The sequence below is a fragment of the Gemelliphila sp. 1F1 genome (assembly GCF_056897515.1).
Genome location: NZ_JBXHBE010000001.1, coordinates 19,541 through 38,831 on the forward strand (window position 1 = coordinate 19,541; position 19,291 = coordinate 38,831).

General features: G+C 29.3%; 15 protein-coding genes. All 15 read left to right on the forward strand.

Annotated elements, in window-relative coordinates; all coding sequences use genetic code 11:
• The first annotated feature begins 84 nt into the window (after positions 1–84).
• The 15 genes from rlmD (at position 85) to AC1XWJ_RS00165 (ending at position 19,291) form a co-directional block, all read left to right on the forward strand.
• Positions 85–1,434 (forward strand): 23S rRNA (uracil(1939)-C(5))-methyltransferase RlmD, encoded by a 1,350-nt coding sequence (rlmD, locus tag AC1XWJ_RS00095; RefSeq protein WP_483333721.1) that lies wholly within the window; start codon positions 85–87, stop codon positions 1,432–1,434.
• 294 nt (positions 1,435–1,728) lie between these two features.
• Complete coding sequence (locus tag AC1XWJ_RS00100; RefSeq protein WP_483333723.1) at positions 1,729–1,842, forward strand: MerR family DNA-binding transcriptional regulator; 114 nt, start codon at positions 1,729–1,731, stop codon at positions 1,840–1,842.
• A gap of 53 nt (positions 1,843–1,895) precedes the next feature.
• Entirely contained in the window at positions 1,896–2,213 is a 318-nt protein-coding gene (locus AC1XWJ_RS00105) for a hypothetical protein (protein ID WP_483333724.1), read from the forward strand.
• 6 nt (positions 2,214–2,219) lie between these two features.
• A complete protein-coding gene (locus AC1XWJ_RS00110) occupies positions 2,220–2,576 on the forward strand; it encodes a hypothetical protein (RefSeq protein WP_483333725.1) in 357 nt (118 codons plus the stop codon).
• Positions 2,577–2,943: 367 nt separating this feature from the next.
• A complete protein-coding gene (locus AC1XWJ_RS00115; RefSeq protein WP_483333727.1) occupies positions 2,944–3,249 on the forward strand; it encodes a hypothetical protein in 306 nt (101 codons plus the stop codon).
• Positions 3,250–3,377: 128 nt separating this feature from the next.
• Positions 3,378–3,587 (forward strand): type II toxin-antitoxin system Phd/YefM family antitoxin, encoded by a 210-nt coding sequence (locus tag AC1XWJ_RS00120; protein ID WP_218837610.1) that lies wholly within the window; start codon positions 3,378–3,380, stop codon positions 3,585–3,587.
• Complete coding sequence (locus AC1XWJ_RS00125) at positions 3,577–6,369, forward strand: type I restriction-modification system subunit M (protein WP_483333728.1); 2,793 nt, start codon at positions 3,577–3,579, stop codon at positions 6,367–6,369. The genes AC1XWJ_RS00120 and AC1XWJ_RS00125 overlap by 11 nt, the downstream gene beginning before the upstream one ends.
• On the forward strand, positions 6,359–7,579 hold the full coding sequence (locus AC1XWJ_RS00130) for a restriction endonuclease subunit S (RefSeq protein WP_483333730.1): 1,221 nt from the start codon (positions 6,359–6,361) through the stop codon (positions 7,577–7,579). The genes AC1XWJ_RS00125 and AC1XWJ_RS00130 overlap by 11 nt, the downstream gene beginning before the upstream one ends.
• A gap of 12 nt (positions 7,580–7,591) precedes the next feature.
• Entirely contained in the window at positions 7,592–11,533 is a 3,942-nt protein-coding gene (locus AC1XWJ_RS00135; RefSeq protein WP_483333731.1) for a type I restriction endonuclease subunit R, read from the forward strand.
• Between the two features lie 440 nt (positions 11,534–11,973).
• Entirely contained in the window at positions 11,974–12,585 is a 612-nt protein-coding gene (locus tag AC1XWJ_RS00140) for an RNA polymerase sigma factor (protein WP_483333732.1), read from the forward strand.
• Between the two features lie 189 nt (positions 12,586–12,774).
• The gene (locus AC1XWJ_RS00145; protein ID WP_483333734.1) at positions 12,775–14,097 is read left to right on the forward strand and encodes an FRG domain-containing protein; all 1,323 of its coding nucleotides are present in this window, start codon (positions 12,775–12,777) and stop codon (positions 14,095–14,097) included.
• A 468-nt stretch (positions 14,098–14,565) separates the two neighbouring features.
• Positions 14,566–15,114, forward strand: a complete 549-nt coding sequence (locus AC1XWJ_RS00150) for a DNA/RNA non-specific endonuclease (RefSeq protein WP_483333736.1) — start codon at positions 14,566–14,568, stop codon at positions 15,112–15,114.
• 987 nt (positions 15,115–16,101) lie between these two features.
• Complete coding sequence (locus tag AC1XWJ_RS00155; protein ID WP_483333737.1) at positions 16,102–16,656, forward strand: hypothetical protein; 555 nt, start codon at positions 16,102–16,104, stop codon at positions 16,654–16,656.
• A gap of 46 nt (positions 16,657–16,702) precedes the next feature.
• Entirely contained in the window at positions 16,703–16,831 is a 129-nt protein-coding gene (locus AC1XWJ_RS00160) for a hypothetical protein (RefSeq protein WP_483333739.1), read from the forward strand.
• Between the two features lie 396 nt (positions 16,832–17,227).
• Positions 17,228–19,291, forward strand: coding sequence for a DNA methyltransferase (locus AC1XWJ_RS00165; protein ID WP_483333740.1), 2,064 nt, complete (start codon positions 17,228–17,230; stop codon positions 19,289–19,291).

Genomic DNA, 19,291 nt, shown 5'->3' on the forward strand with positions numbered 1-19,291 from the left:
AGTTCAAAAATTTCTTAATATTTCTTATTTTTCAAATTTATGGTAAAATTAATTATTATTGAAAGAGAAATATAGGAGAATATTATGCAAAAAAATGATAATTTCGTAGGTATTGTTACAGACTATACACACGATGGCTTAGGTGTTGTAAAAATTAACAATTTTCCATTGTTTGTAGAAGATGTCGTAGTTGGCGAAGAAGTAGAAATTAAAGTTACCAAATTAAAGAAAAATTTGGGGTATGCAAAATTAATAAATATAATAAAAAAATCTCCTAATAGAGTAGACGTTGTTGAAAAAACATCGGGAGCAAATCTATTACATTTATCTTATGAAGAACAATTAAAATTTAAAACTAATAAAGTTAAAAATATTTTGGATAAAATTGTAGGAAAAGGTCAAGTTAATGTTTTAGAAACTTTGGGAATGCAAAATCCTTACAATTATAGAAATAAATCGGTAGTTCCTGTTCAAAAAATAAATAATGAAATAAAAATGGGATATTATAAACCACGTACACACACCGTTATTAATAGTTATAATTGCAAAATTCAGTATGATGAGCATAATGTTTTAATTAATGATATTAGAGAAATAATAAAGAGTTTTAATTTATCTGTATATGATGAAAATAATCATCAAGGAGCTTTGAGACATATAATGCTAAGAACAAATCGTAATAAGACGGAAATTATGATTGGAATTATTGCGAAAGAAAAATTTGTAGGATTAAAAGAGTTTGTTGATGAAATTGTTAGTTTAGATAATAGAATTAAGAGTATTATTCTTAATATTAATGATAAAAAGACTAACGTTATATTTGGAGAGTATACGGAAGTTTTATATGGAAATGAATTTATATCTGATTATTTGGGAGATTTAAAATTTAATATTTCATTAAAATCTTTTTATCAAGTAAATCCTATACAGACAGAATTGCTATACGATACAGCGATAAAACTAGCTGATGTAAAGAGAGATGATACTGTAATTGATGCTTACTGTGGTATAGGGACAATAAGTTTATCTGTTGCCAAAAAATCAAAAAAAGTTTATGGGATAGAAGTAGTAGATGCAGCTATCAATAATGCCAAAGAAAATGCAAAGAATAATAATATTGACAACGTACAATTTTTATTAGGAAAATCAGAAAATGTTATTAAAGATTTAATAAAAAACAAAGAAAAAACAGATGTAGTAATTGTAGATCCACCTAGAAAAGGGTGTGATGAGAGTTTTTTGCGTAGCCTAAACGATATGAACATAAAAAAAATAGTTTATGTAAGTTGCAATCCTGCAACCTTAGCTCGTGATATAAATATAATGCAAAGTTTTGGTTATAAAGTAGGCGATGTTCAACCAGTAGATATGTTTCCACAGACAGTGCATGTTGAGTGCGTTGTATTGATGTCAAGAGTTGCACCCACTAAGTAAATAAAGTGTAGAAAAATAAGGCTTAATTAAAAGCTATCGTTAAAAGATGTCGATAGGATTGAGAAAGCTTAGTTTTTTATGAGGAAAAAGCAGTAAGCGGGAACATATCCACAGAATAGAGTTGACACTAGGGGATGGATAACAAGAAAAAATGCACCCACTTGCACCCACCCAGATACGTGGATTTTTGCAGAAGGAAAGATACTGTACCGTATTGAGGAGAAAAATATTAATATAAGCCTTGACCTGTCCGTTAGGGACTGGAGTATCCTTTAATCAAGGAGGTGTTAGACCATGCTTAGAAATGAAATCCAAGAAAAAACCGGTTTAACTAGAAAAGCAATCGAGTATTATGAAGATAAAGGTTTGATTAAGCCTTTAAAATCAGAAAATGGCTATCGAGATTAAGTGATAAAGATTTAGAAATTCTAAATAAAATATCTTTGTTTAGAAAAGTTGGTTTGAGTATATCTGAGATTGAAGAATGTTTATCATCCAATGGTAGCTCACTATCTTCTATTCTTAGAAGAAAAGAGCATCAGTTAGAAATTGAACAAAAGAGAAAAGAAGTTATTGAACTGATAGTTAAGAAAGAAAATCAGAATATAATTGAGAGTAAAATAGCTTTGATAGAAACAGAAGAAAGCATTTACGAAAAACTAGAAAATGCATTTCCTGGATATTTTGGACAGCTAATATTTTCTACTTATCAACCATTTTTTAATGAAACACTGTATAAAGAGGGGAAAGTTGCATATAAGGAGTTTGTAGCATATTAAGATAGTTTGCCTTCATTTACACTGAGTAAAGAAGAGCAAGAGTATATAGAAGAAGATAGCTCTACTTATGATATGAAGACTTTAAAAGAAGTTAATGAATCAAAAATTAAGGCTATAGAGAATTCTGAGAAATGGATAGAAGAAAATAAGGATATGGTAGCTTTATATCAAGATTATAAAAATAGTGATGAATATCAAAATATCCCAATGAAAAACATTCAAGATAAACTGCAAAAATATATGGAAGATAATAAATACTATGAAATAGCTATTCCGCTGATAAGAAAGTTTAGCAAGAGCTATGATGAGTATTATCAAAAGTTACTTATAGCAAATGATAAATATTTAGAACTCAATAAATAAACTACAAGGCACCAGAGATTGGTGTCTTTTTTCATGCCCAAAAGTTAAAGTTTCAGAGTACAGCTACAGTGTCGGAGTGTGAAAGTTACAGTGTCATTGTATCCAAGACAGTATGAAACTAGATATGATTCTAGTCAAATGGATACAATTCCTTAAACCTAAAAAACTGCAAAACCGTTTAAAATACACGTTTTAAGATACGTCCACAGCTTTGTGGTACGGGGGATAATTGAACTCCATATTTTCACTTTGAAACTGAGTGAACCCCAAAAATGTTAGATTTTACTCTAACTTTTGGGGTTCACATCAAACACCTATGCCAAGGGTGTCTTTTTTTATTTAAAGGGTTTTTAATGAGAGGGTGTCAATGCCAATAAAACGCTTGACTTATGAAACCTTTAGAGTGATGTATTTAAGCAAGGGAGGTAGTCTGATGAGAAATGTGGCTAGTGGTAAACCATTAGAACTAGTACCAAAGAGAATGGTCAGGAAATTTTGTTGTAAGGAATGCGAAATTCAATGGTGGAATCTTAATCGAGATAAAGTGAAAAAGACAACTAAAATTGAAGTTGTTTGCCAAAACTGTGGTGAGACCTTCAAAGTGTATGAATGGGAAAGAGGAGGTATTGTGGGTTGGATTGTTATTATGAGGCTTGTAAAAATGTGTAAATAATTATATTGAAAGTCTGGTTAAAAAGCATTTCAAAAGTAATTACTTTTTAAATGCTTTTTAATATTGTAATTATAATTAAAATGTAGTAAAATAATGGTGGATAATGTTGTCTAAATGGAGGTGTTAGCGTGCCTAAAAAGAAAAATGTAAAGAAACCGATGAAGCATTTTAATATTGCTGAATTTAATAGAGGACAATCATCGAAAATACTGAGAGGCCTTGTATCAGATGATGATGTTGGATTCATAAATAAAAATGGTAAACCAATGGCAATAGTTATTTCTAACGAGAGGTTTGAAAGGCTATTAGAAAATGGAATTGATATAAATGAATATTAATGGAGGAACTATAAATATGGATAAACAACAATTAGCATCTACTATTTGGGAGTCGGCAAATCAGATGCGTTCAAAAATAGAAGCAAGTGAGTATAAAGATTTTATTTTAGGATTTATTTTCTATAAGTATTTATCGGATAAAGAATTGAGATTTTTTAATAATCAAGGTTTATCTCAAGAAGATATAGAAAAAATAAATGAAGAGGATGAACAGTACGCAGAATATGTAAGAAACAATTTAGGTTATTTTATTGCTTATGAAAATTTATATTCAACTTGGCTATCAAAAGGTGGAGATTTTGAAATTGCAAATGTAAGAGATGCCTTATCTGCTTTTGATAGAAATATAGATAATGCATATAAAAAAGTGTTTGAAAATATTTTCAAGACTTTAAGTAGTGGACTTTCTAAATTAGGAGAAAGTGCTGCAAAACAAACCAAAGCTGCGAGATCATTATTAAATTTAATTAAAAGGATTCCTATGGATGGAAGTCAAGACTATGATGTATTGGGCTTTGTATACGAATATTTAATTTCTATGTTTGCTGCTAATGCTGGAAAAAAAGCGGGAGAATTTTACACTCCACATGAGGTATCTGTATTGATGTCTGAAATAATTGCACAGGAGCTAAAAGATAGAGATAAAATTCAAATTTATGATCCAACATCCGGAAGCGGTTCGTTACTCATAAATATTGGAAAAGCAATGAACAGATATTTAGATAGTGATAATAAGATAGACTACTATGCACAAGAATTAAAAGAAAATACATTCAACCTAACTCGTATGAATTTGGTAATGAGAGATATTAAGCCTGCTAATATCAACGTTAGAAATGGTGATACTTTAGAAGATGATTGGCCATTTTTTGAAGATGATAGAAAAGATAGTACTTATACATTAGTTAAGGTGGATGCTGTTGTTTCAAATCCACCTTATTCACAAAAATGGACTCCTAAAAATAAGGAGAACGATCCAAGATATAAGTCTTACGGATTGGCACCGAGGGGAAAGGCGGACTATGCTTTCTTACTCCATGATTTATACCATTTAAAGCAAGACGGGATTATGACTATTGTTTTACCTCATGGTGTGTTATTCAGAGGAAATGTTGAAGGTGAAATAAGAAAGAATCTAATAGAAAAAAATAAGATTGATACTATTATTGGTCTACCAGCAAATGTATTTTTTGGAACTGGAATTCCAACAATTATTATGGTTTTAAAGCACAATAAAGCAAACAATGATGTATTAATTATTGATGCATCAAAAGGGTTTGAAAAATCAGGAAAAAGTAATAAGCTAAGAGACTCAGATATTAGAAAAATTACAGATACAATAAGGGAAAGGGTAAGTATAGAAAAATATTCTAAAGTAGTATCGATAGATGAAATAAGGAAAAATGAATATAATCTTAACATCCCTCGTTATGTTGATTCATCTGAACCAGCAGAAAAGTATGATTTATATGCAACTATGTTTGGTGGCATTCCAAATTCCGAACTCATGGAATTAAATGGTTATTGGGATGAACTGAAAGGGGTAAAAGATGAAATTTTTAGCTCAAATGATGGAGAATACTTCAATTTAAATATTGAAAATCTGTCTCAAATAATTCAAGAACACGAATCATCAAAAAAATACATTAAAAGCTATAGAAATGCCTTTAGTGGGTTTAAGGAAACACTCAAAGAAGATTTGATTGATGGTATTTTAGACGTTGAAATTGCCAAAGAAAGAGAAAAAATTATAAGAGACATTTTCAAAAGATTAGATAGCGTAGAACTAATAGATAAGTATAAAGCGTATCAGATTTTTGCTGATACCTGGAATGGTACTGAAGCCGATCTTGAAATGATTCTTGATGAGGGATTTGAAGTCATCAATTTAGTCGACCCCAATATGGTAGTCAAAAAGAAAAAGGAAGATGATGAAGAAGTTCCTGAAGTTCAAGAAGGCTGGAGAGGTAGGATACTACCTTTTGAATTAGTTCAGGAAAATTTATTAAAAGATGAAGTTGAAGAAATCAAGTCAATAGAAAACAGGCTTACTGAAATAGCTTCTGAATATGAGGAAATACTAGATTCACTAGAAGAAGAGGAAAAAGACGCGGATTATATAAAAGAGGACAATAGTGCTTTTGTAAATGCTGAAGTTAAAAAATATATGAAGGAAACCTGTGATGAGGTAGAAACCAAAGAAATTAAGATATTAAAGGGCTATCTTGAATTGTCTACAAAAACAGAAAAAGAAAAATATGTTAAAGAAAATAATGATATTGAATGGAATTTGATGGAAAAAGGGGCAAGTGGCAAATACACAAATACAGTAATCAATAAAAGAATAGCGCAAATTCAACAGAACTTTAAATTTGAGGACGATTCGCTAGAAAGTAAACTTCAAAAAGTTGTGTATTTTATTGAAGAAGAGTCTACATTAAAAGCTGATTTAAAAAATAAAAGAGAAAAACTGCATCTAAAAACAAAAGATGTTATTGAAAATTTAGATGAAGAAAGATCTTTAGATTTGCTTTATAAGAAATGGATAGCACCACTAGTATCAGGAATATATGAATTGGGACAAAACGTATTAGTTGATCTTGAAGGAAAGATAAGAGTTTTGCATAAAAAGTATGCTAAAACCTTTGTTGAAATAGAAGAAGATCTAAACAGCGCTCAAGAAGATTTCATTACTATGTCAAATAAATTAAAAGGTAGTAAAAAAGACTTAGCCGGAATAAGGGAACTTCAAAAATTATTGGAGGTACAAAATGAAAAATAATAAAAATGTACCAGAAATGAGGTTTGAAGGTTTTACTGAAACTTGGGAACAGCGTAAGTTGGGAGAATTAGGAACTTTAAAGAATGGGATGAACTTTTCTAAAGAAGCAATGGGACATGGCTATCCATTTGTAAATTTACAAAATGTATTTGGAAATAACGTTGTAGATAGTAATAATTTAGATTTTGCAGAAGCTTCTGAAAAACATCTTAAAGATTATTCTCTACAGAAAGGAGATGTGCTATTTGTTCGTTCTTCTGTAAAGCTTGAAGGTGTTGGGGAAGCAGCATTAATTTCAGATAATCTTGAGAATACAACATATTCAGGATTTTTAATTCGTTTTAGAGATGAATATGGTTTAAATAATGATTTTAAGAAATTTATTTTTGCGACTATACAAGTTCGTAATCAAATAATGTCACAGGCAACAAATAGTGCTAATAAAAATATAAGTCAATCTGTACTAGAAAATTTGACTTTCAATATCCCGAATAAGGAAGAGCAAAGTGTAATAGGTAAATACTTTTTCAAACTCGATAACCTTATCACTCTTCATCAGTGTAAGTATGAAAAGCTACTCGATTTAAAAAAATCAATGATGTATAAACTATTCCCTAAAGAAGGAGAAACTACTCCTGAAATAAGATTTGATGGGTTTAGTGGAGATTGGGAAAAGAAAAAGTTAGGAGATTGTTTTTCGGAAAGAACAGAGAGCTTTCCAGATGGAGAACTTTTGTCAGTTACGATCAATCAGGGGATTAAAAAGTTTTCTGAATTGAATAGGAAAAACAATTCAAATGATAATAAGACCAAATATAAAAAAGTATATATCGGTGATATTGCTTACAATTCTATGAGAATGTGGCAAGGGGCAAGTGGTTATTCACCTTTTGAAGGAATAGTAAGTCCTGCATATACTGTTCTTAATCCCAATGAAGGAATTGACTCTAAATGTTTCTCATACCTATTTAAGAGAACTGATATTATACACATGTTTCAAATTTATTCCAAAGGGATTACTTCAGATAACTGGAATTTAAAATATCCTGATTTTAAAGAGTTGGAGGTTTATGTATCTCGTGATTATCAGGAACAAAAAGCAATAGGGGAGTATTTTTCTAAAATTGATAAACTCATAGAGCTAAACAGGGAAAAGTTGGAAAAATTAAAAAATATCAAGTCATCACTATTGGATAAAATGTTTGTATAGGAGGTGAGGAAAGTGCTATTTAAGACAGAAGATGAATTTGAAAAAGCAGTTATTGAAAGCTTAATAAAATATGGCTGGGAAGAAGAAGTTATTTATTACCCTACAGAAGAAAAACTTATACAAAACTGGGCTAAAATTTTATTTATGAATAATCAGCAAATAGATAAGTTAAATGGTGTACCTTTAACCAGAACAGAAATGGATCAAATTTTGGAGCAGATTATTTCTCTTCAAAGTCCGATGAAACTTAACGGTTTTATTAATGGGAAGAGTGTTGCAATAAAAAGGGATAATCCGGATGATGAGTTACACTTTGGTAAAGAGGTCAGCTTAAAAATTTATGATAGGCAGGAGATTGCCTTTGGCGAGAGTAGATATCAAATTGCTTGCCAACCCAAATTTAAAGCGAAATCTTCGATCTTAAACGATAGAAGAGGAGATTTAATGCTTCTTATTAACGGTATGCCCGTCATACATTTGGAACTTAAAAGAAGTGGGATAGAGGTTAGTCAGGCGTATAACCAAATTGAAAAATATTCTTATGAAGGTATTTTCAAGGGTTTATTCTCTCTAGTTCAAATATTTGTAGCAATGCAGCCTGAAGAGACAGTGTATTTTGCGAACCCTGGGGAAACAAAGTTCAATCAAGATTTTTATTTTCATTGGGCAGACTTTAATAATGAACCAATAAATCATTGGTCAGATGTAATAGCTAACTTACTAAATATTCCTATGGCTCATCAGTTAATAGGTTTTTATACTGTTGCGGATAGTAGTGACGGTATTTTAAAAGTTATGAGATCCTATCAATATTATGCTGCAAATGGTATAGCCGAGAAAGTGGCTAAAAACACGTGGTTTGATGGAAAACAATTAGGTGGACATATATGGCATACAACTGGATCTGGGAAAACTATGACTAGTTTTAAGTCTGCACAGCTTATTGCATCTTCAAATGATGCTGATAAAGTTGTCTTTCTTGTAGATAGAAAAGAACTTGCTACTCAATCTTTAAATGAATATAGAGCTTTTAAGAGTGATGATGAATCGGTGCAAGCTACAGAAAATACAAATGTATTAATTAGCAAGCTGAAAAGTGATGACTATGATAATACACTTATAGTTACATCAATTCAAAAATTATCCAATATTAGCGAGGACACAAATGCATTAAAAGTCGATGATATTAAGTATATTGCTAAAAAGAGATTAGTCATTATTGTAGATGAGTGCCACAGATCTACATTTGGAGAGATGCTAACAACAATAAAGAAAACTTTTAGAAATGCACTTATATTTGGATTTACTGGAACACCTATTCAAGAAGTTAATATAAAGAAAGATAGTACTACGCCAACAATTTTTGGAGATGAAATTCATAGATACACTTTATCTGATGGTATTAGAGACGGAAATGTGTTGGGATTTGATCCATATATGGTTAAAGTTTATCCTGATTCAGATATAAGACAAAGTGTTGCTTTACATCAGGCAAAAGCGGAGTCCATTACTGAAGCTATGTCTGATGAAAAGAAAAAGAAAGTATTTATGAAATTTATGGATTCTTCTAAAGTAGGAATGTGTGAAGAATTAATAAATAATAAGTGTGTCAAGGGCATAGAAGATTATGTGCCAAATGAACAATATGAAACTGAAGAATACAGACAGGGTGTAATTAATGATATAAAGAGTAAGTGGCCTTTATATAGTAACAATAATAAGTTTCATGCTATTTTTGCAACTTCCAGTATTCCTGAAGCAGTAGCCTATTATAGGCTTATGAAAATAGAAATGCCAGAGCTTAATATTACGGCCATGTTTGATCCTAGTATTGATAATGAAGGACAAACATCTTTGGATAAAGAGGACGGCATTGTAGAAATGCTGGAAGATTATAATACAAAATATGATATGTCATTTACAATTCCAACTTATGATAAATTTAGAAAAGATGTTAGTAGGAGACTTTCTCATAAGGAGCCATACGAAAATATCAATAGAGATGAGCACATTGATATTTTAATTGTTGTAAATCAAATGTTGACAGGATTTGATTCTAAGAGAGTTAATACATTATATCTTGATAAAATGCTTCAATATGAAAATTTAATTCAAGCTATTTCAAGGACTAATAGGATTTACAACAAAAAAGAAAAACCATTTGGAATTATAAAATGGTATAGAAGACCTAATACAATGGAGAAAAATCTAAAAGAAGCTGTTAAAGCCTATTCTGGAGATATCCCACTAGGATTATTTGTTGATAAATTACCTGGTAATATTAGAAATATGAATAATAGCTTTGAGGATATGAGGGGCATATTTGAAAATGCTGGAATTGAAAATTTTGAAAAACTACCTGGAGAAAACAGTGTAAAGGCAAAATTTGCGAAGGAGTTTAATAAATTCTCAAAACATTTGGATGCTGCTTTAATTCAGGGATTTGAGTGGAGAATTAAGGAATATGAAAACGAGGGTTCTACTATTGTTATAATCTTTTCAGAAGAAGATTATTTGAAACTTTTATCTAGATATAATGAATTGCCTAAGAGTGGTGGAGGTTTTGGCAAAGATGATGTTCCTTTTGATATTGATACTAGAATTATAGAACACGACAGTGAAAAAATTGATAAAGATTACATGAATTCTAGATTCGAAAAATATATAAAGTTATTAGCTGAGGATGTTTCAAGAGAAGAAGTCGAAAAGTTAAGAAAAGAACTTCATAGTTCATTTTCAATGCTCCCACAGGATAAGCAAAAGCTCGCAAGAATATTACTTTATGATATTCAATCTGGAAATATTAAGCTGAATCCAAATAAAACTTTTAATGATTATATCAATGAAATGCTTAGCAAGCTCGAAAATAATAAAATAAAAAGAGTTGTTAAAAATTTAGGGTGTTCTGAAGAACTTTTAAGATATCTGTTTAAGAAAGAAGTTACTGAGAATACTATTTCTGAATATGGAACATTTGATGAGTTAAAAGGAAGTTGCGATAAAGAGAAATCTAAGAAATTCTTCGAGGAGTCATATGGAGAAAGCTATTCTAATAATCGTCTATTCATGTATATAGATGGATATTTAAGACATTTTCTTTTAAATAATGGGAACGACCAATTTATAGAACTAGATTATGAAGAAGCATTAAAAGAAAATTATAAAAGTAAAGATTATAAGCAAATTGACGTTGTTCTAACTAAAGAAGACTTAAAAGATAAAAAAGTAGTTACTAATATAGCGACGGCACAGCTAAGTTCATGGTATAAGGAAAGTGATGCTGTTGCATCTATTATCGAGAGTGATGCTTTTGCCTATGTAGAGAATCATTTGTGTTTAAATACAGATGACTATGTGGAAAAGAAACCATCAGGTGGTCTTTCTCTAACAGATTATGCTAAAAATAATGAAGAAGAATGTTTCTTACAATTTATAACGGACAATAATGGGAACCTTAAATATGTATCTTTGCCATCAGCTTTAGCAAATAAAACATTTAACTATTATGATCATATATCTGAAGACTTATTATCCCAATATGGACTGGTAAATCAAATGTCTTTAGAAATGTTGAAGGCAATTAATAATCTTGAGTTTGGAGAAGCGTTAAAAAAACTAATGAGTAAAAGTATCTGCAATTATTCATTTAGACTTCTAGAAGATACAACTGGACTAGATAAAGGAACCATTAGTAATATGAGAAAAGGCAATAATTTGACTAAACTTAACGTTGTATCTGCTTGTCTTGGGATACATATCCCTTCTAGAGTTAGTAAAAAAATGTTGAAGTTAGCGGAGATTACTTTGGACTTAGATTTACCTGGAAATAAAGGTATTGAGAACAATACCTATGATATGATGATTCATCTTAAATGGGCAACAGATTATTCTGATGTCTATGACGAGTTGGTTAATCAGAAACTTGAATACCTAATAAAACAACCAAAAATATAGATGATTTAAAGGGCTGCAATTATTTTCAGCCCTATTTTATTACAAAAAATTAATATACAAGAAAAAATAAAATATTTTTGTTGAAGTATGTTCAACATTTAAAATGAGAAATTGCTAAGTTTTAAAAGTCTAATTCTCCTTGATATAGGGGAATTAGACTTTTTTTATGTTGAAGAAGCTTCAACGGACAGAAATCACTGGTTTGATAAGATTTAAGAGTATTAAATAATACAAAACTAAATTATCACAAAGCCTGATTAGCTATAGGGCAATGGGATACATCATAAAGCACTCATGGATTTTATCTGTGAGGTGCTATGTGAAGTACCTCTATTTTCCTATGGCTAAATTTGGGACTAAGAGTCGGTACTTCATATGGTATCGGCTCTCTTTGTATCCCTTGCCCTGACTGCAATCAGCAGAAAGGACAGGGATTTCTAATGAGTATTCATAAAACAAATCAAAAGGACCGCGGGGTCTACAAGTACACAACAACTGAGTTAACAAAAGATGGAGAGTATGTTGAAAAGACAGTCATTATCAAACCAGGAGAAGATGGAGTAACAGAGTTGGATATTAAAATGCTACATTCTCTGGATGATAGTGAGGTTTATTACAACCTTAAGAATGCTCGACCAGAAAGAACAAAGGAAGAAAAAGTTGAGATAGAAAAGTGGAAACAGAAATTTGTCAGCGACTTTACAGAAAGACATGGATATGAGCCTAACAAGTACATCATAGAAGATGCAGTTAATGATGCTTTTCCAAGAAACTATAATTTATCACTTGATTTTGATGCTGACGGGACTATTGAGCCGGATAAAATGATGATTGCTTCTATAGCAGATAAAGAATCAGATGAAAAGTTTGAATGGTCAGAACGTATGGAAGAGGTTCTTTCCTTATTAACAGAGAAACAAAGATTAGTAATTAATTTGATGTATGTAGAGGGATATAAGCAATCAGAAATCGCAGATTTAATGAACATCTCATCGGCAGCAGTCAAGAAACATTTAGACAAGGCAAAAGAGATAATAAAAAATAATTTCTAAAAAAGTTTAGGGCGGGGTTAAAAACTCGTCCTTTTTCTTTGCCTGTGATGTGTAAGGGAGAAAGCCTTATAGAAAGGAGTAAGCCTATGAAACACAAAGTAGTTATCAATGTGACAAATGACAAGGGTGATAAGGTATAATATAAATATGAGTTGATTGGAGTAAATGGAAGAAGTAAGGGGGAAAATAATGATAAAGTTTAAATGTAAACAACGATTAGTACATAGACAAACTCTAGAGATAAAAGTAAAATCAATAGCTGAATTTGTAACATCTGTCCATGAAAAATTTAGAAACGGAGTATATTACTTTAGAGGGGAAACGAAGGAGTATACCAATAGAATTCCAAGTCTTTATAGAAATAAGAAGTTGGTATTAGAGGGATCAGAAAAATATTATGAAAAGCTTCTTCATGAAATAGGGTATTCAGGTATTTTTGACAATTTTACTTTGTTTGAAACGTTTGTTGATCTACAACATCATGGAATTCCGACAAGAGTTTTAGATATTACTTCCAATCCATTAGTAGCACTATTTTTTGCATGTGAGGATGCAGATGATACAGGGTGTGAAGATGGAATAGTTTATGTGTATAAAAATAATGGAGATGTGAAGTACAGTAGTAGTCATACTGCCGCGGTGAAAACAGCCCTTAATTTGATAGAGCAAACAAAAATTAATAAATTTTTATTTGTTATGTCATATTTACATGAAAATATAGGCGATATGAGCACCCAAAAAATTCTATTAGATAGTAGGATAACAGTTTTAATGTTAATAGAAAGGCTATCTAAAAATTTAAAAGAACATATTATGGATACTCATTATGCTTCAGATGAAGATAGAGCTAAAGGGAAAGTAGTATTTAAATTACAGAATACTATAGATGGGAAGGAAGTTGATAAAGAAGGGAAAGTAAGAACTATATCAAAATCAGACAAGGTTACTGAAGTAAAAAAAGAAATAGTTGATTTTTTAAATGAATTTACAAGTGATCCACATTACGTTGAATATATATTGAAAAGAGATATAGAAAAAAATAATGAGGAGTATGATAATAATTCTGGATTTAGGTTAGATTTTTATCAGGAGTATTTATTGAATGAATTAAAAGTTTTCTTACAAGATTTTATGGAAATTATAAATCAAAAAGCAAAAACTAGGGAACGATTGGAATATCCAAACGCAATTTACAAGGATATTGTAGAATCACAAATTATTGAATCTTCCAAAAATCATCAGAGAATTGTTAATCAGAAAGGACTCTTTATTTTTCCAGCATTTATTGAGACTAAATCACAAGATTTAGAATTGATTCAGAAGAAAATTAATTATTCAATAAGACAATATCAGGTTGTAGAGGATAACGATTTAATTTGTTATAGAATTCCTAAAGATAAAAAGGGTGATATATTAAAGGAATTGAGGACGTTTGGAATAGATGATGGGTTTATATACCCTGATAGAGAACATATAGCAAAGGCACTTTTAAGGAAAATAAAAGAAGATTAATATGGCATGAAAATCAAAGTTAATTTTTACAATGGAATATAATAACTAATTTGTTATTGATATCAGTAGATAGTTTTATTATGTAGTATCATTAGACGATAAACTTTACAAAATTTAGTTCATTAATATAGAAGTAAGCTTTCGTTACACGTAGAGTGTGTGGTTCTTTATAAAAGCCTAAAAATCTTTTTGAATTAAAAAGATAATTAAAATTCTTGCTTGTAAATCTTTTTCTTATATGGTGGGGAAGTATCAGGATAAGAAATTTTGATGAGGGTGTAGTTTTGAAAGCTTTTGTGGTAGGATAATTTATTCCCATAAACCATAGGTACGTTTTAATTTCCATTGACAATAATTTTGTAGAAACAGAAATGCAACACCTCAATAATCGCTTATACGGTAGATAAAAGTATGAGTATAGAAATTGATACAAATTATGATATACTATGTTAAGATTGAAGTGATATTATGAATTTAGATTTAGAAATTGTTCAAAGTGGAAAATATTTCAATGTTCTTAATAAATGGGAGATTGATACAGAAGTAGAACGACTACCTTTTTATGATGGGTATTCTAAAAGAGTAGTAATTTTGAGGAAAAATCCAAATTCTAATTATTTTATAAAGTCTTTAATTGAAGTTCACCATGATGGAAAACCACATGTAAAAGGTAAAGATCGAGGTCACCTTATTGCTGATTCATTCAAAGATTTCTTATTGACTGCAGATGAATTGAATAAATTTAAAAACGAAGTGAATATTTTTTTTGGTAAAAAAAATAAAGCGAATATTACTCCTCAATCTCCAACAGCTAACCGTAATTCCAAAGAATTTACAGGTCAATCTAAATTTGAACTACAAATATCTGATTACTTAAAAAAATCAACTGATGGTAAGGTGTATTTTGAAATTGAAGAGCTAACTATCGATAATCTAGGGCTAGGAAGAAGAATATTTATTCATTGGTTTAATGAAGAAAAAAGTGATATCCATGTTTTTATTACTGATGAGCGATAGTTTAAAACTTTTACAATTTTCCAAGATTTTTGCTGATTTTTTACATTCTTTTACGAATAAATAAGTAGAAGCAAATAGCTTACTTATTTATTTTGATGAGGAAATGTAGTATGACAACAATCTTTTTTACAAAAATAGAGTGCACTAATTGTAGAGAACAATACATATTTGAAGATTTGATGGAGTTTATGATTTGAAGACTCCAGAGATTATTTATGCTATTTTTGACTGATATTTCTTTAAGTTTACTTGTTATCACTGTAAGAATAAGATGTTAATTGATTATCCAACATTAGTAGATGAAGGATAAAAACAATTATTCAGTACTTTGCTGATTGTAATGGTGATGTGCTTTGTATGCAAATCTGCCTTTTTATTTCTGTGGTAGCTAATCTTAGTGAATATAAAATTCAAGTTGTTCTGGATATAGAGTCCTTTGTAGAGAAAGTGTAAATTGTTTTAGCTGGTTATGATGATAGAACAGTTGAACTTATGAAATTTATCATATGTTTTTCACCAAAGTTGGACAGGAAAGCTATTAAAGAGTAATATAATTACTTCTTTGAAGATGTTGAAGATTTAGAAATTAGTACATATTATATAGATTCTATATGGGAGGAATCATTTACACGTTGAGGAGTAGTATAAGTTCCAAGAATAATTTACATGTATAAATGACCTAATTTTTGGTTAGGTCATTTTTCATATTCTAATTTAGAAAATAGTAGTCAATATATATTTCTAGAAAGAAGGTCAAATCAATAGTGAGAAAGAATTCTAAAATTACTCATCAACAGAAGAAAATTCGAGAATTATTCGTATAATATATTATCAGAAATAATTTTATGTGCAGTAGATGAAAAACTAGCAGAAAAATATTCTTCTTACATAAGACACATAGATGATTATACGTGTTATGTTGATACGAAGGAAGAAGCCGATAATTTTATACTAGATTTAAATAGAGAATTGAGAGAATATGGTTTATTGATTAATCATAAAAAGACAGAAATATGTGAACTTCCAATTTGTGTTGTTGAGACATGGATTCATAAAATTAATAATTATACTGTAACATTTCAAAAATTTAAAGATTATGTTGATTATAGAGAAGTTCAAGGTTTCATAGATTTAGCAATAAAGTTAGTATCAGAAAATGCTGATAATAATTCAATAATATTGTATGCAATAAAATTGCTTAAAGATTATAATTTAACAAAATCTGCACAAGAATATTTAGTTAAGTCTATTGTGTCTTTATCATTATTATACCCATACATTGTACCAATACTAGGTGAACATATTTTTAAAAAGTATACGATAGATAAAGAAGAAATTAAAAAGTATGTAAATATGATTTATGAAAAATATATTAGTAGAAACAACTATGAAGCTTGCTCGTATGCTTTATTATATGCAATTGATTCAGGTGATCCAGATGATCCAGATATTGAAATTAATGAAATTGATGTTGAAAGAATTAAAGAATCACAAGATTGTATATTGCTACTGATGACATTTATTTATTGCAAAAAAACATAATCTTAAATCAGAGGAGAAAATTTAGAAAGAATATGCTGCTAAAAAGTTGGAAGAAGATGAAATAGATCAATATTGGCTTTTTGTATATGAGTGTTTAGGAGAACAGCAATTAAAAGATGAGTGGAAAAATATGAAGAAAAATAAAGTTTCATTTTTAAAATCTAATTACAGATAGGTGTTTTAATAATGAAAAAACTTGTTTGTATTGTATGCGGTAAATATTTTTGATTTTGTAGTATAATGTTATACGTAGAGAGAGTTCCTTTTCGTTGATTTTGTTTGTTTCAATTATACAGGAATTTTCTATTTTTATTCTTTGTCATATGTATATTATAACATTATAATTTTCTTTATTTTCTATAGAGAAATTAATATAAAATTATGATATAATTAAATAAAAAATTTTTTAATTATAATACAAATTATATTTTAATTTTTAATTAGGAGGATACATGAAAAATAATATTTATGAAATATTAGAGAAATTATTGATAGAAAAAATCGGGGGGGGGGGTACTCATCAGATAATAAAAAGCTATTAAAAGCAAAGATTTATAGTGATGTAATGACTATGGATGAAACATTACTAGCTTTACTATTGAGTGATGAAACTGTAAAAAAAAGATTTTTTAAGAATATAAACGGAACATTAATTTTTGATAAACAACAATTTTTATGGTTTATTGAATCAAAAGAGTTTTTACCTGATTCTTATACCAAATATGCGAATAAAATAGGTTTAACGCATAACGGAGAATTTATCTCTAAGTCAAATGATGTAGTACTAGATTTTCCATATAAAGATTGTGTGCTTGAGGGTGGTCAAGACAAAGATGATCAAAAACGAAAAGAAATTTTTTATAACGAAATTATCGCAAGCGATGAAATTAGCAGAATGTTAGCCCCTAAAGTCTTAACTAATGCAAAAAGATATACAAAAGATGGTGTAGAAGAGAACATTACTTTTAGCGAAGAAGATAATTTAATAATTAAAGGTAATAACCTTATAGCTTTATCTAGCCTCCTTAAAAGATACGAAGGAAAAGTTAAATGTATTTATATAGACCCACCATATAATACAGGAAATGATTCTTTTAATTATAATGATTCATTTAATCATTCAACATGGCTTGTATTTATGAAAAACAGACTAGAGCTAGCTAAAAAATTATTGAGTGATGATGGATTAATTTTTGTACATTGCGATGAAAACGAACAAGCATATTTAAAAGTATTAATGGATGATATATTTGGTAGAGAGAATAATTATGGAACATTAATTCAATTAAAAGGAAATACTCAAAATGATAGTAAGAGTATTCAAAAAAATCACGAATATGTTTTATGCTACATAAAACGTTGGCATGACTTGAAGGTTACATACAAAAATTATGTAAAAAAAGAAGTATTTGAAGATAAGTATTATCTAGGTAGGGATACTGGTGCCTCTTCAGGTCATGACAAGCTAATAGACATAAAAAATCTAGGATATACAATATATTATTATGAAGGAACAGGAAATGGTATAACAGGAAATAATAATAGATTAATAGACAGAAAAAATCTAGGATATACAATATATTATTATGAAGGAACAGGAAATGGTATAACAGGAAATAATAATAGATTAATAGACATAAAAAATCTAGGATATACAGAATTTAAAATTTTTGAAAAAGAAAATAAGGTAGTACATGCAATAGCATTAGAAGATTATGATATTGAAAACTTAAGTGCGGAATCATTAGAAGAAGAAATTTATAAAAGTGATGAATATTTAATTAGTTTAGGATATATACCTATAAGACCTCCTAAAAGGGATGATAATGTTTTAGGGCGTTGGACTTGGAGTTTGGAAAAATTTAAAAAATATTGGAATAATGATGAAGTTTTAATAAAAAGTAATAAGAATGTCATAAAAAAAGAAATAGTGAATAATAGTGAAATAAAAGAAATTGGAAATAAAAAATATTACATTAAAGAAAATATATTACCTGCTAAAAGTGTTATAGAAATAAACAACAAAAAAGGAACAACTTTTTTAAAAGAATTGTTTGGTAAAAAAATATTTAATAATCCTAAATCTGAAGAATTATTAGAACATATATTAAATATTGCCACTAAAGAAAATGATCTCATTCTAGATTTTAATCTTGGAAGTGGAACAACTTGTGCTGTTGCTCATAAAATGGGACGTAGATATATTGGTGTTGAACAAATGGATTATATCGAAGATATAACAGTTGAAAGAATGAAAAAGGTTCTTGAAGGAGAACAAGGAGGCATATCTAAATCTGTAAATTGGCAAGGTGGAGGTTCATTTGTATACTGTGAACTGTTAGAAAATGCAAATTCTTTAATTGAAAAAGTACATAAAGCAACAGAAGAAAATATATCTGAATTAAAAGAATTAATTTATTCTGACGATAAAATTGTACCCTATATTACCAGAGATGAATTAATAAATGTAGATGAAGAGTTTGAAAGCCTAGCACTTGAAGAAAAGAAAAAAGCACTCATCAAGTTAATAGACAAAAATAAATTGTATGTTAACTACTCCGATATGGAAGATAGCACTTTTAAAGTTAGCGAAAGTGATACAAACTTTACAAAGTCTTTCTATAAGGAGGCTTAG